The organism is Piscinibacter sp. HJYY11 (genome assembly GCF_016735515.1).
GTDB lineage: Bacteria > Pseudomonadota > Gammaproteobacteria > Burkholderiales > Burkholderiaceae_C > Rhizobacter.
In genome coordinates this window covers 3,575,778-3,589,326 of sequence record NZ_JAERQZ010000001.1, presented here as the reverse complement: position 1 = coordinate 3,589,326, position 13,549 = coordinate 3,575,778, and the positions used below count along the sequence as shown (strand labels likewise).

General features: G+C 69.6%; 10 protein-coding genes. 4 read left to right on the top strand and 6 right to left on the bottom strand.

What is annotated here, in order from left to right:
- Positions 1 to 88 precede the first annotated feature (88 nt).
- Complete coding sequence (locus tag JI745_RS16680; protein ID WP_201809337.1) at positions 89 to 1,078, bottom strand: AEC family transporter; 990 nt, start codon at positions 1,076 to 1,078, stop codon at positions 89 to 91.
- Between the two features lie 57 nt (positions 1,079 to 1,135).
- The gene (locus JI745_RS16675) at positions 1,136 to 1,900 is read right to left on the bottom strand and encodes an SDR family NAD(P)-dependent oxidoreductase (protein ID WP_201809334.1); all 765 of its coding nucleotides are present in this window, start codon (positions 1,898 to 1,900) and stop codon (positions 1,136 to 1,138) included.
- Positions 1,901 to 1,995: 95 nt separating this feature from the next.
- On the opposite strand from JI745_RS16675, the gene JI745_RS16670 reads away from it, so the two are divergent.
- Positions 1,996 to 2,901 carry a LysR family transcriptional regulator gene (locus JI745_RS16670; protein ID WP_201809331.1) on the top strand — a complete coding sequence of 302 codons (906 nt, stop codon included), beginning with the start codon at positions 1,996 to 1,998 and terminating at the stop codon, positions 2,899 to 2,901.
- A 205-nt stretch (positions 2,902 to 3,106) separates the two neighbouring features.
- On the opposite strand, the gene JI745_RS16665 is transcribed toward JI745_RS16670, so the two are convergent.
- On the bottom strand, positions 3,107 to 4,618 hold the full coding sequence (locus JI745_RS16665; RefSeq protein WP_201809328.1) for an alkaline phosphatase: 1,512 nt from the start codon (positions 4,616 to 4,618) through the stop codon (positions 3,107 to 3,109).
- Between the two features lie 79 nt (positions 4,619 to 4,697).
- Here JI745_RS16665 and JI745_RS16660 point away from each other — a divergent pair, with 79 nt between their 5' ends.
- The 3 genes from JI745_RS16660 (at position 4,698) to JI745_RS16650 (ending at position 7,919) form a co-directional block, all read left to right on the top strand.
- A complete protein-coding gene (locus JI745_RS16660; protein WP_201809326.1) occupies positions 4,698 to 6,731 on the top strand; it encodes an ATP-dependent helicase in 2,034 nt (677 codons plus the stop codon).
- A gap of 73 nt (positions 6,732 to 6,804) precedes the next feature.
- Entirely contained in the window at positions 6,805 to 7,209 is a 405-nt protein-coding gene (locus JI745_RS16655) for a GFA family protein (protein ID WP_201809324.1), read from the top strand.
- A gap of 56 nt (positions 7,210 to 7,265) precedes the next feature.
- Positions 7,266 to 7,919, top strand: coding sequence for a lysoplasmalogenase (locus JI745_RS16650; protein WP_201809322.1), 654 nt, complete (start codon positions 7,266 to 7,268; stop codon positions 7,917 to 7,919).
- Here JI745_RS16650 and JI745_RS16645 read toward each other — a convergent pair whose 3' ends face one another.
- The 3 genes from JI745_RS16645 to JI745_RS16635 all read right to left on the bottom strand — a co-directional run bounded on the left by JI745_RS16645 (position 7,920) and on the right by JI745_RS16635 (position 13,527).
- Positions 7,920 to 9,473 (bottom strand): methyl-accepting chemotaxis protein, encoded by a 1,554-nt coding sequence (locus JI745_RS16645; RefSeq protein WP_201809320.1) that lies wholly within the window; start codon positions 9,471 to 9,473, stop codon positions 7,920 to 7,922.
- Positions 9,474 to 9,634: 161 nt separating this feature from the next.
- The gene (locus tag JI745_RS16640; protein WP_201809318.1) at positions 9,635 to 10,276 is read right to left on the bottom strand and encodes a response regulator; all 642 of its coding nucleotides are present in this window, start codon (positions 10,274 to 10,276) and stop codon (positions 9,635 to 9,637) included.
- A 2-nt stretch (positions 10,277 to 10,278) separates the two neighbouring features.
- Positions 10,279 to 13,527 (bottom strand): response regulator, encoded by a 3,249-nt coding sequence (locus tag JI745_RS16635; protein ID WP_201809316.1) that lies wholly within the window; start codon positions 13,525 to 13,527, stop codon positions 10,279 to 10,281.
- Positions 13,528 to 13,549: the final 22 nt, after the last annotated feature.

Below are 13,549 nucleotides of genomic sequence, written 5' to 3'. Positions count from 1 at the left end.
AGCGAGCGAAGCTCGCTGGGCAAGCAAAGCAAAGGGACTGCGCCGCCGGGCGCACATCCCGGCGCGGCGTCACGCCGTGAACAAGCCTTCAACCACGCCCAACCCCCACCCCCCAAGCCAACAACGAAAACGTCAGAAACGCCAACACCGTGCTCGCCATGATGATCCGCGCCACCCGCCCGTTGTCGGCCCCATAGCGCTCGGCGAGCAACGACACATTGCTCGCACTCGGCAACGCGGCGGCGAGCATCAGGACCATCAAGCCGAACTCCGGCACCGGCAGTCCGCCGGCGCGCAGCAGCAGCCCGATGCCCAGCACCAGCAGCGGGTGCACGAAGAGCTTGATCAACGCCACCGGCAGGTACTGCCCGAGCGGCGTTCGCGTGTGCGCATGCTGCCCCGCCCGCCACAGCACCGCGCCGATGGTGAAGAGCGCCACCGGCGAGGCCGCATCGGCCAGCATCTTGATGACCTGGGACACCGGCTCCGGCAGCGCGAGCCCGCTCGCCGCCAGCGCCGCCCCCAGCCCGATCGACCAGGGAAGCGGGTTGCTCAAGGCGCCCCGCAGCGAGCGCAACACCGTCGCCCACACGCTGTCATGGGGCTGGCCGTCGTCGGCCGGCCCGGCCTGGGCCAGCGCGATGCACAACGAGCTCGTGAGAAAGAGGTCGGTCAGGATGGTGCCGATTACCGGCCCCGCCGCCCGATCGCCGAGCAGCGCCACCAAGAGCGGCACGCCCATGAAGCCGGTGTTGGGGAACGCCGCCACCAGCGCACCGAAGGCCGCGTTCTTCGTGTCGACGCCCTTCCCGTCCACACGGCGCAGCGTGACGGCCACGGTGAAGAACACGATCACCAGCGCCGCCAGCGCATAGATCGCGATCAGCGACGGGTTGATCAGCTGCGCAAACGGCTGGCTCGCGCCGAAGCGGAACAGCATGCACGGCAGCGCGAAGAAAAGCACGAAGGCATTGAGCCCGGGGATCGCCGCTTCGGGCAGCACGCGCTGCCGCGCGGCGAGGTAGCCGCACAGCACGAGCGCGAAGAAGGGAACGGTGACGGCCAGGATCGCCTGCATGGGAGCGGCGAGTATCGCAAGCGCCCTGGCCGCCGTTGCGCCGGAGGCGGCGCGCGCTCAGATCATCTGGCCGCCCGAGACCTCGATGCGCTGCGCGTTGACCCAGGCGCTGCCGGGCGAAAGCAGCGCGGCCACGGCGCCACCGATGTCGTCGGGCAAGCCCACGCGGCCGAGTGCCGTCTGCGCCGCGATGGCAGCGTTGAACTGCGGGTTGTCGCGCACCAGGCCGCCGCCGAAGTCGGTCTCGATGGCGCCGGGTGCGAGCGTGTTGACGGTGATGCGGCGCGGGCCCAGCTCCTTGGCGAGCGATCGCGTGAGCACCTCCACGCCGCCCTTCATCACCGAGTAGGCCGCATAGCCGGGCAGTGCGAAACGCGTCAGGCCCGAGGACACGTTGACGATGCGCCCGCCGTCGTGGAGCAGCGGCAGCAGCGCCTGGGTCAGGAAGTACGGGCCCTTGAGGTGCACGTTCATCAACTCGTCGAACTGCGCCTCGGTGGTCTCGGCAAAGCTCGCGTGGTGGCCGAGACCGGCGTTGTTGACGAGGAAGTCGAAGCGCTCGCGCTGCCACTGCTCGGCCAGCACCCGCTTCACCTCGGCGGCGAAGGCGCGGAAGCTGCGGCTGTCGCCGACATCGAGCGCCAGTGCCACCGCACGCCGGCCGAGCCGCGCGACCTCGGCGACCACCCCGTCGGCTTCGGCCGCATTGCGCCGGTAGGTGAGGATCACGTCTTGGCCTTGCTCGGCCAGCTTGAGCGCCATGCTCTTGCCGAGACCGCGGCTGCCGCCGGTGATGAGGGCGATGGAAGACGGTGTGTTCATGGGGTCTGCCTTTCAGGAGCGGGTTGTGGTGCAGGCACTTTATTGATCCAATCCGCTGCGATAAACGCTCTTAGAACGATCGGTTTGTTCAACCCATGAAAACAATCGAAGGGCTGCAGATCTTCGTGCGCGTGGCCGAGCTCAGCAGCTTCACCCAGGCGGCCGAGCAGCTGGCCTTGCCGAAGGCGCGTGTCTCCACCGTCGTGCAGCAGCTCGAAGGCCAGCTCGGCACCCGCCTGCTGCACCGGACCACCCGCAAGGTGCAGCTCACGCAGGACGGCCAGGCCTTCTACGAGCGCTGCAAGGACCTGCTGGCCGACGTGGACGAACTGCAGGGCATGTTCCAGCAGGGCGTGCAGTCGCTGCGCGGGCGCCTGCGGGTGGACATGCCGACCCTGATCGCCCGCGACCAGGTCATCCCGCGCCTGCCGGAGTTCCTGGCCGCGCACCCGCAGCTGAGCATCGAACTCAGCAGCACCGATCGGCGGGTCGACCTGGTGCGCGAGGGCTTCGACTGCGTGCTGCGCGTGGGCACGCTGGCCGACTCGGGCCTGATCGCGCGGCCGGTGGGCCAGCTGCGGCAGATCAACTGCGCAAGCCCGGCCTACCTCGCGCAGCACGGCACGCCGGAGACGCTCGAGGACCTGGCCACGCACCGGCTGGTCCACTACGTGCCGACCCTGGGCGCGAAACCCTCGGGCTGGGAGTACGTGCAAGACGGCCACGTGCTCAGCCACGCGATGGCCGGCATGCTCACGGTCAACGGCACCGAGGCTTACCAGGCGGCGTGTGTGGCAGGGCTGGGGCTGATCCAGGCGCCGGCGGCAGGGCTGGCTTCCTGGGTCGCGCGGGGGATGCTGGTGGAGGTGATGCCGCAGTACCGGGCACCGTCGCTGCCGGTCTCGCTGCTGTACGCCAACCGGCGCAACTTGCCGCAGCGGGTGCAGGTGTTCATGGCGTGGTTGGCACAGGCGCTGGCGCCCTACCTCGACCCGCTGTGAAGCCTCGGAGGGCCCATGGGCCCCCCGCGTGTGGCGGGGGGTGTGTACTTCACTGGGGCCGGCGTGGTGGTGCCGGCGAGCGCCGGAGTATGCGAGGGTTTGCAGCCCTCGGCGCGAGAGACAGCTCTCTATTTGCGCGACTTACGCGACAGCACCTACGCGGGACTACGCAAGGGTTGCCCGCCTCGTTCCGCCTTTCGAGACGTCAGGCGGGCTGCGCGCCGGGCCGGCCCAGCTCGACGGCAAAGCGCGCCGTCACGTCGACCTCCGACGCCGGGTTCTTCGGGTCGCGCACGGCCAGTACCTGCGCCTGCAGTTGCTTCGCGTCGAGCGTGAAGCTCATGTAGCCGCGCTGGTCGCTGCGCGCGTGGTGCAGGTGCGGGTTGAACGGCCGGGCCGCATCCACACGCGACTGCGCCATGCCGTTGCTCGAGATCGAGCTGCCGCAGAACTCGCTCGCGACCACCGGCGACTTGGCGTCGTCGAAGTCGACCTTGAGGTCGGCCACGTAGTGCGCATGCACGTCGCCACCGAGCACCACGGTGCCCGGCAGCTTGCGCGCGGCCACGCCGGCGAGCAGGCGCTGGCGCGAGGCGGCGTAGCCGTCCCAGCCGTCGGTCCAGTAGGTGCCGCCCTGCGCCGGGTCGGTCCAGTTGAAGCGGGCCATCAGCGTCTGCTGGGCGACGAGGTTCCACGGGCGCTGTGTGTCCCAGCCTTCGCCGAGCCAGCGCTCTTGCTTCTCGCCGAGCAGCGAGCGCTTCGGGTCGACGAGCTCGGGGCAGTCCTTGAGCGGCACGGTGTTGGAGCCGGCGCGGCCGCGCCGGGCGCAGGCCTGCACGTCGCGGTACTGGCGATCGTCGAGCGTGTGGATGCGGGCCAGCGTGCCCCAGTCGTAGCGGTCGTGGATTCGCAGGTCGATGCCGCGAGGGCGCCACGATGTCGGAAACGGCATGTGCTCCCAGTAGGCCTGCGTCGCAAACGCGCGGCGACTTGCAAAGAGCGGATCGGGGCCACCCTGCGGCGTGCCGGCGGCGTAGTCGTTCTCGATCTCGTGGTCGTCCCACACCGTGACCCACGGGGCCAGCGCATGGGCGGCCTGCAGCGCCGGGTCGCTCTTGTACTGGGCGTAGCGCGCACGGTAGTCGTCGAGCGTGAGCGTGGCGGTGCCGTGGTGCAGCCGCAGGGCGTTCGGCGGCGAGGCGTACTCGTAGATGTAGTCGCCGAGGAAGAGCACGAGGTCAAGCTCCTGCGTGGCCATGTGGCGCCAGGCGGCGTAGTGGTTGTGGTCGAAGCGCTGACAGCTCGCGATCGAAAAACGCAGCGTCGCCGCGGCATCCGCGGCGGGCGCGGTGCGCGTGCGGCCGACCATGCTGCGCTGGCCGAGTGCGGTGAAGCGGTACCAGTACCAGCGCCCCGGCGCGAGACCCTGCGGCTCGGCATGCACGCTGTGGCCCCAGGCCGCTTCGGCCACCTCGCTGCCGCGGGCGGCGATCTTCGTGAAGGCTTCGTCGTCGGCCAGCTCCCATTGCACCTCGGCCTTGGGCGGCAGGTCGGCGCCGGACAGGCGCGTCCACAGCACCAGGCGGTCGGCTCTCGGGTGGCCCGAGGCGATGCCGAGCGCGAAACGCGGCACGTCGGCGGCCAGCGCGTGGCGGATGAAGAGCGGGGCAGCGGCCAGGCTGCCAACAACTTGGCGACGCGTGATCAACGAGGTCATGGCGCCGCGGTTTACCACAGTCGCAATGCAGCTTGGCGAAGGGGCCTTGGCTATGATCCGCGCGCTTTCAGAAGTACTCATGGCCGACACCCTCAACACTGCCCAGATGGACGCCGTTCACCACCTGGGCGGCCCCTGCCTGGTGCTGGCCGGCGCCGGCTCCGGCAAGACCCGCGTCATCACGCACAAGATCGCCCGCCTGCTGCAGGCCGACTACGCGCCCTCGCAGATCGCTGCCATCACCTTCACCAACAAGGCCGCGCAGGAAATGCGCGAGCGCGCCAAGGCGCTGATCGGCCCGCGCGCCGCGAAGGATCTCGTGATCAGCACCTTCCATTCGCTGGGCGTGCGCATCCTGCGCACCGAAGGCGAGCGCCTCGGCCTCAAGCCGCAGTTCAGCATCCTCGACAGCGACGACGTGCTCGGCGTGCTGAAGGACGCCGGCGGCAGCAGCGACAACAACCTCGCGCGCCGCTGGCAATGGACCATCAGCCTGTGGAAGAACCAGGGGCTCAACAGCGACACGGTGCAGCCGCAGGACGACGACGAGCGCATCGCCCAGCAGGTGATGAAGCGTTATGAAGAGCGCCTGGCCGCCTATCAGGCGGTCGACTTCGACGACCTGATCGGCCTGCCGCACCAGCTCTTCCAGCGCGACGCCGACGCGCGCGCCAAGTGGCAGAACACGCTGCGCTACCTGCTGGTCGACGAGTACCAGGACACCAACGCCATCCAGTACGAGCTGCTCAAGTCGCTGGCCGGCGAGCGTGCGATGTTCACCGCGGTGGGCGACGACGACCAGTCGATCTACGGCTGGCGCGGCGCCACCATTGACAACCTGCGCCGCCTGCCCAACGAGTTCCCCAACCTCAAGGTCATCCCGCTGGAGCAGAACTACCGCTCGACGGGGCACATCCTGCGTGCGGCGAATGCGGTGATCGGCCACAACCCGAAGCTCTTCGAGAAGAAGCTGTGGAGCGACCTGGGCGAAGGCGACCCGGTGCAGGTGGTGGAGTGCGACAACGAGGAGCACGAGGCCGACCGCGCCGTGGCGCGCATCCAGTCGCTGCGGGGCCAGGGCGGTGAAGTCGCCTTCAAGGACTTCGCCATCCTCTACCGCGCCAACCACCAGGCGCGCATCTTCGAGCAGGCGCTGCGCAAGCAGAACATCCCGTACAAGGTGTCGGGCGGCCAGAGCTTCTTCGACCGCGCCGAGATCAAGGACCTGTGCGCCTGGCTGCGCCTGCTCGTCAACAATGACGACGACCCCGCGTTCCTGCGCGCGGTGACCACACCCAAGCGCGGCATCGGCCACCAGACGCTCGCGGCGCTCGGCGAGTTCTCCAAGCGCTACCGGACGAGCCTGTACGAAGCGCTCTTCGCCGAGTCGCTCGGCACCGTGCTCAATGCGCGCGCCATCGGCTCGTTGCACGAGTTCGGCCGCTACGTGAACGACCTCGAGTACCGCGCCCGCCACACCTCGGGCAGCGAGGATGCCAAGGCGCTCTTGCTCGGCTGGCTGAAGGACATCGAGTACGAGAAACACCTCTACGACGGCGAAGACAGCGAGAAGCTCGCCGCCAGCCGCTGGACCAACGTGCTCGACTTCGTCGACTGGATCGCCAAGCGCTGCGGCGGCGAGATCGAGAACGACGGCGGCGCCACCTTCGAGACCGAGAAGAAGACGGTGCTCGACGTGGCCCAGACCATCTCCGTCATCATCAGCCTCGCCGAGCGCGGCGACGAGCAGGACGTGGTGACGCTCTCCACCCTGCACGCGAGCAAGGGCCTCGAATGGCCGCACGTGGTGCTGGCCGGCGTGAACGAAGGGCTGTTGCCCTTCAAGAGCGACGACGACGAGATGACGCCGGAGCGCCTGGAAGAAGAGCGCCGCCTGATGTACGTGGGCATCACCCGCGCGCGCCGCACGCTGGCGGTGAACGTGCTGCGCCGTCGCAAGAAGGGGCGCGACACGGTGCAGGCCATCCCGAGCCGCTTCATCGCCGAGATGAAGCTGCACGAGGCGAAGGCGCAGGAAGACCCGCGCGCGAAGCTCAAGGCCTTGCGCGAAGCGGCCGCCAAACGCGCGGCACAGGCCGACGTGAAACCCTGACGCCCTTGCTGCTGACAAAACGCTGTCAGCAGCCCGGCCGCATCATCTCGGCCTCGTCACCCCCGGAGACACCATGCTGAAGACCTACACCGGCAGCTGCCACTGCGGCGCCGTCCGCTTCGAAGCCGACCTCGACCTCGCCAGCGGCACCGGCAAGTGCAATTGCTCGATCTGCACCAAGACGCGCAACTGGGGTATCACGGTCAAGCCCGAGGCCTTCCGCCTGCTCACCGACGAGTCGGCCCTCAGCGACTACCAGTTCGGCTCGCTGAGCGTGCACCACCTCTTCTGCAAGACCTGCGGCGTGCGCCCGTTCGGCCGCGGCTACCTCGAGCAGATCGGCGGCGCCTTCGTGTCGGTGAAGCTGGCGTGCCTCGACAACGCGGAGCCAGCCGAGCTGATCGAGGCACCGGTCCATGTGTCGGACGGCCGGAACAACGCCTGGTGGAACTCGCCGGCCGAGACGCGTCACCTCTGAACCGCCCGGGTTAGCCCGGCCCTCTCCGGGCCAGGGCGGCTCGCAGAATGGGGTGCATGCATCCCTTCACCCTGCCGCTCGCCACGGCTGCGAGTGCGGCGCTCTGCATCGCCGCGGCCAGCGGCGCCTTGCCGGCCTCGTGGGCCTTCGTCCTCAAGCCGCTGACGACACTGCTGGTGATCGCGTGGGCGTTCCTGCGCGGCGCCGAGGTGCCGGCGCAGCGGCGGCGCATCCTCACCGGGCTGTGGCTGTCGCTGGCCGGCGACGTGTTCCTGCTGTGGCCGAAGGAAGGTTTCCTGCCCGGGCTGGTGTCGTTCCTGCTCGCGCACCTGGCCTTCATCGCCGCCTTCAGCGTGCCGGTGCGCTTCGGCGCACGGCCGGCGGTGTTCGCGGCCTATGGCGTGGTCGCGGTGCTGATCCTGAGCCAGCTGTGGGGCGGCGTGCCGACGGCCTTGCGGGCGCCGGTAGTCGCGTATGTGGTGTGCCTCGCCGGCATGGCCGCGCAGGCCGCGGCATGGTGGCGCAGCGCACCAGGCTCGCCGTTCGCACGCCGCGCGGCGATCGGCGGCCTGCTCTTCATGGCCTCCGACAGCCTGCTCGCGATCAACAAGTTCGCAAGCCCGTTGCCGATGTCGGCCCTGTGGATCCTCTCGACCTACTGGCTCGCGCAGCTGTGCATCGCGGGCGCCCTGCCCGCGCGCCGCAGCTGATCAGAGCTTGAAGATGGCCACCGCCTCGGCCAGGCGGTGTGCCTGGTTCTTGAGGCTCTCGGCGGCGGCGGCGCTCTCTTCGACCAGGGCCGCGTTCTGCTGGGTCACCTGATCGAGCTGCGTGACCGCGTCGTTGATCTGTCCGATGCCCGAGGTCTGCTCGCCACTGGCACTGCTGATCTCGCCGATCAGGTCGTTGACCTTGCGCACCTGGGCGACGATGTCGTCCATCGTGCGGCCGGCATCACCCACGAGCTGCGTGCCGGTCTCGACCTTGCCGACGCTTTCGCCGATCAGGCCCTTGATCTCTTTCGCGGCCTGCGCCGAGCGCTGCGCGAGGCTGCGCACTTCGCCGGCCACGACCGCGAAGCCGCGGCCCTGTTCGCCGGCGCGCGCCGCTTCCACCGCCGCATTGAGCGCCAGGATGTTGGTCTGGAAGGCGATGCCGTCGATCACGCCGATGATGTCGGCGATCTTCTTCGAGCTCTCGCTGATGCCCTGCATGGTCTCGACCACCTGGCCGACCACGCTGCCGCCCTGCGCGGCCACGGCCGCCGCGCCCGAGGCGAGCTGCGTCGCCTGGCGTGCGGTGTCGGCGTTGTTCTTCACGGTGACGGTGAGCTGCTCCATCGAGGCCGCCGTCTGCTGCAGGTTGCTCGCCTGCTCTTCGGTGCGCTGGCTGAGGTCGGCATTGCCGGTGGCGATCTGCGAGGACCCGGTGGCGATGGAGTCGGAAGCCTGGCGCACGTCGCCCACGATCTTCACCAGGCTGTCGTTCATGCGGCCGAGCGCGCCCAGCAGCTGGCCGACTTCGTCTTTCGACGTGGCGCCGATGCGTGTGCTGAGGTCGCCGCGCGCCACGGTCTCGGCAATGCCGACGGCATGGCCGATCGGCACGGTGATCGAGCGCGTGACGATCCAGCACAGGCCGATGGCGAGCACCAGGGCCAGCGCCGAGAAGCCGAGCTGCATGGCCTGGCCGCGCGCCTGCGTGGCGGCGATCTGCGGTGCCACGGCCTGGGCGCGCTGCGCGGCCCGTTCGTTGAGGTGGTCGCTGGTCGACTCCATGCCGTGCACGGCTTCCTTGTACTTGCCGAGCTCGGTGTTGGCGGCCTGCGTGCTCGCGAGCTCGCCCTTGCGGGCCATGGCCATGGTGGCCTCGAAACCGGCGGCGTAGCGCTCGAAGAACTTGCCCATCGCCTCGACGTCCTTCGCGTCTTCGGCATCGAGCTCGAGCTTGCGCACCTTGGCCAGCGCCTCGAGCATGCGTGCGCGGGTCGCGTTCCACTTCTTCACGTACTCCTCGCGCCGGCCTTCATCGGCGAGCGTGATGAAGCTGTCTTTCTCGTAGCGCCGCTCCAGCAGCACCAGCGTCTGGATCTCCAGCGCCTGCTGCGCGAGCTGCACGTCCTGCGCGAGCGCCCGTTGGCTCGCGTTCGACACCGCGTGCAGGCCCCACAGGCCCGCCCCCACGACGGCGGCCAGCGCCACCAGCACACTCGCCAGCACCAGGCTCAGCCGGGTTCCGATCTTCAGGTTCTTGAATCCGTTCATGCAACCACCCACCATCCATGCGCCATGACGAGGCGCCATCACCCCCATATCGGAGGTCCTGGGGAAGACTTTAATTTGAACGAATTGAACGAATGCCGCGAGATGCGGCGGCATTCCCCCTCAGTTCCCGCGCGGGCCCCGGGGTGGTGCAGAAATGGGCCCTACGCCCCCGTCTGCGCACCGCGCAGCAGCGCGATAAAGGGCTCGGGCTCCACCGGCTTGGCCACGAAATGCACCTGCGGCGGCAGCTCGCCCAGCTCGGCCAGGCGCTTCTCGCCGAAGCTGGACACGGCCACGATGAGGCGTGGCCTCACCACGCACTGGGAGGACAGCTGGCGCAGCATCTCCACGCCGTTCATGTGGGGCATGACGATGTCGGTGACGACGACGTCCGGCGCGTCCTGGCCCATGGCCACCAGGGCCTGGATCGCGCTGTCGAACACCCGCACCTGCGCCTCGGGCAAGGCCGTGCCGACGAGCAGGCGCAGGATCTCGCAGTCTTCGGCGTTGTCTTCGACGATCACCACCGACAGGGCGTCGGCGCCCTGGGCGGGCAACTCGCCTTCCTCGTCGCCGGTGGCCACGTGGGTCTCGAACAGGCGGTCGGCGCTGGCCGCGTCGATGCGGCGGTGGCCGCCGGGGGTCTTCCAGGCCTTCAGCCGGCCGGCATCGACCCAGCGTTGCACGGTGGGAATCGAGATGCCGAGCCGCCGGGCCACGAAGGCGGTGGAGTAGGTCCGGGGCGGCTGGCTGGCGGCGCGGGAGCTTGTCTTGGTGGCAGCTGGAGGGTTGGAACGGGGCACGGTCAGGAAGCGGTTTCTGTAGGTGTGGTCGGGAAACGTGCGCTCAATTGGGCCATCACGCGGGCGTGCTGGCGCGAAAACTCCGCCGCCAGCGCGGGCCATGCGGCGCGCTCGTCGGCATCGAGCGCGAGTTGCAGGCTCTTGGCGGCCTCGGACAGCGCCGCCGCCCCGATGGTTCCGGCGTTCGAGACCACCGCGTGCGCGATCATCGCGGCATCGACGCTGCGACCGTCGGCCAGGGCCTTTTGCAGCGCGGCCGCATCGCCGGCACGCGTGTCGAGGAAGCGGCGCAGGATCTTCTCGTAGAGCTCGCGGCGGCCCAGGCAGTTCTTGAGGCCGAGCTCGGTGGAGATCGCCTCGGGCTCCGCGGCCCGCGCCGGCAGCCAGCGCGCGATGATGGCGAAGAGCTCCTCGGGCACGAAGGGCTTGACCACGTGGTCGTTCATGCCGGCGGCCAGGCAGTTGTCGCGGTCGCGCTGCATCGCATGCGCGGTCATCGCAATGATGGGCAGCCCGGCATGCGCCGGGTCGCGACGGATCTGGCGCGTGGCCTCGCAGCCGTCCATCACCGGCATCTGCACGTCCATCAGCACGAGCTCCGGCGCCTCGCGCGTGACCGCCTCGACGGCGGCCTGCCCGTTGGGGGCGAGCAGCACCTCCATGCCGGCCACGTCGCGCAGCAGCTCGACCGCCACCACCTGGTTGAACTCGTTGTCCTCGACCAGCAGCACGCGCCGGCCGGCGAGCACGGCCGGTGCCGCGGCCGGCACGGCGGGTGCCGGTGCGGCCGCCTGGTAGCCGAATGCGTCGACGATGCTGTCGTGCAGGGTGGAGCTGCTCACCGGCTTGCCGAGGCAGCCGTTCAGGCCTTCGCGTGCCGCGCGCTTGGGCAGCTCTTCGTCGCCGTAGGCGGTGACGAGGATGACCTTGGGGCACGGGTCGAGCGACACGTCCTGCCGCATGCGGTGCACGACCTCGAAGCCGTCGAGGCCAGGCATCTTCCAGTCGAGCAGCACCAGCGCATAGGGCTCGCGGCTGCCCTGCGCGCGCTTCAGCTCGGCCAGCGCCTCCTCGCCGGAGCTGACGAGCGTGGCGCGGTGGCCGAGGCCCCGCAAAAGGCCCTGGAAGATCTCGCGCGAGTTGGCACTGTCGTCGACCACCAGCACCTTGAGGCCGCCGCCCTCTGCCCGCGGGGCCGCCACATCGCCGCCGTCCGCGGGCACGCCGAACAACGCGGTGAAGAAGAAATCGCTGCCGCGGCCGAGCTGGCTCTTCACGCCGATCTCGCCGCCCATCAGCGTGACGAGCTGCCTGCAGATCGCAAGGCCCAGCCCGGTGCCGCCGTACTGCCGCGTGGTCGACGCATCGACCTGCGCGAAAGGCTGGAACAGGCCCGCCAGCTGCGCCTCGCTGATGCCGATGCCGGTGTCGCGCACCGAGAAGCGCAGCGTCACGCCGTCGTCGCGGCTCACCAGCATGCGCACGGTCACCACCACGATCTCGCCGCTGTCGGTGAACTTGACGGCGTTGGTGCACAGGTTGATGAGCACCTGCTCGAGCCGCAGCGGGTCGCCCACCAGCCGGGCCGGCACCTCGGGCGCCGTGTTCATCAGCAGCTCGAGACCCTTTTCCTGGGCCTTGAGGCCGACGATGGCGGTGACGCGGTCGAACACGCCCTGGAGGGCGAACTCGCGCCGCTCCAGCTCGAGCTTGCCGGCCTCGACCTTGGAGAAGTCGAGGATGTCGTTGAGGATGGCCAGCAGCGAGTCGGCCGCGGCACGCGCCTTCTGCAGGTAGCCCTTCTGGCGCACGGTGAGCTCGGTGCGCAGCGCGAGGTCGGTCATGCCGAGGATGGCGTTCATCGGCGTGCGGATCTCGTGGCTCATGTTGGCGAGGAACTCGGCCTTCGCCCCGGCGGCCGCATCGGCCTGGTCTTTCGCGATGGCCAGCTCGCGCGTGCGCTCGGTGACCTTGGCCTCCAGCGTGTCGTTGGCCTGCTGCAGCCGCGAGCGCATGGTCTCGAGCGATTGCGCGAGTGCATCGAGCTCCAGCCACGGCGCGTGCACCTGCACCGGCTCGCCGAGGTCGAGCTGGCCGATGCGTTCGCTGCGCCGCGCGAGCTCGCCCAAGGGCCGGGTGAAGCGGCGCGAGAGCCATGCGGCCACGGCCCAGGCCAGCAGCAGGCTCACCGCCGCCAGGCCGGCGACGATCAGGGCCGGCTGCGAGAACGCCGGCGCGAAATCGTCGTACGGCGCCATCGTCGTCACCCAGAAGGTGCGGGTCCCGAACTGGCTGCGGGTGAAGGTGGCGAGCCACTCGCGGCCATCGGCGCTGAAGCGCATCAGCTGGTGGTCTTGCGCGCCTTCGCTGCGCCAGCGCCGGTAGCCTTCGCGCAGCGCCGGCACGTCGAGGGCGTCCACCTGCAGCAGCACGGCGCGCTTCATCGCGTCGTCGTCGGCGAAGCGGGCCGCCTTGGGCATGCCGATCACCCGGCCGTCGTGCGTGAAGATGGCGGCAAAGCCGTTGCGGCCGGCGGTGATGTCGCGGCTGAAGCGCGACAGGTCGGCGAGCTTGAGGTCGCTCGTCATCACGTGGCGCATGCCGCGGCGGTCGGTCCAGCGCACCACCACCGAAAGGCCGGGCTCGTTGGACGAGCGGAAGGTGTAGGGCTCGCTCCAGAACACCTCGTCGTCGCGCGCGAGCTCCATGCCGCCGCGAAACCACGGCCGCGTGCGGGCGTCGTAGTCGAGGGCGCGGGTCTCTTCGCTTTCCAGCCGGCCATCGGCCTGCCAGTTCATGAAGTGCGCACGGCCGGGTCGCTTGACCGGGTCGGTCATGCGGTTGAGCCAACGGCCTTCGGGCAGGCGCAGCAGGAGCAGCTCGCGCCCGGTCGCATTGGCCACCACCATCGACGAGAGCTCCGGCCCGCGCTCGAGCAGCGGCTGGAAGAGCGTGTTGAACTGGCGGGGCTCGTCGAGGTCGACCAGGCCTCCGAGCCCCCAGTCGCGGTTGAGCAGCGCGATGGCTTCGACGCGGCTGACGAGCGTGCGCAGGCGCGCTTCGACCTGGTCGGACGCCCCGCGCAGCTGCGCGAGGGCAAGGTCGTCGCTGGCGGGCCGCACGACGAACGCATACAGGAGCGCGATGAAGCCGAGCAGCGCCCCGAACACCAGCGTGAAGGCAGCGATCAGCAGGCTGCGTCTCAGCGGCGTGCGTGCACGTCGGCCCGAGGGTGGGCCCAGTTCCGGCATGACGTGTTGGTCTTCTGATGAG

Bases quoted from the DNA above. Each gene is read 5' to 3' on its own strand.
- JI745_RS16680 (WP_201809337.1), bottom strand. From the start codon at position 1,078: ATGCAGGCGATCCTGGCCGTCACCGTTCCCTTCTTCGCGCTCGTGCTG.
- JI745_RS16675 (WP_201809334.1), bottom strand. From the start codon at position 1,900: ATGAACACACCGTCTTCCATCGCCCTCATCACCGGCGGCAGCCGCGGT.
- JI745_RS16670 (WP_201809331.1), top strand. From the start codon at position 1,996: ATGAAAACAATCGAAGGGCTGCAGATCTTCGTGCGCGTGGCCGAGCTC.
- JI745_RS16665 (WP_201809328.1), bottom strand. From the start codon at position 4,618: ATGACCTCGTTGATCACGCGTCGCCAAGTTGTTGGCAGCCTGGCCGCT.
- JI745_RS16660 (WP_201809326.1), top strand. From the start codon at position 4,698: ATGGCCGACACCCTCAACACTGCCCAGATGGACGCCGTTCACCACCTG.
- JI745_RS16655 (WP_201809324.1), top strand. From the start codon at position 6,805: ATGCTGAAGACCTACACCGGCAGCTGCCACTGCGGCGCCGTCCGCTTC.
- JI745_RS16650 (WP_201809322.1), top strand. From the start codon at position 7,266: ATGCATCCCTTCACCCTGCCGCTCGCCACGGCTGCGAGTGCGGCGCTC.
- JI745_RS16645 (WP_201809320.1), bottom strand. From the start codon at position 9,473: ATGAACGGATTCAAGAACCTGAAGATCGGAACCCGGCTGAGCCTGGTG.
- JI745_RS16635 (WP_201809316.1), bottom strand. From the start codon at position 13,527: ATGCCGGAACTGGGCCCACCCTCGGGCCGACGTGCACGCACGCCGCTG.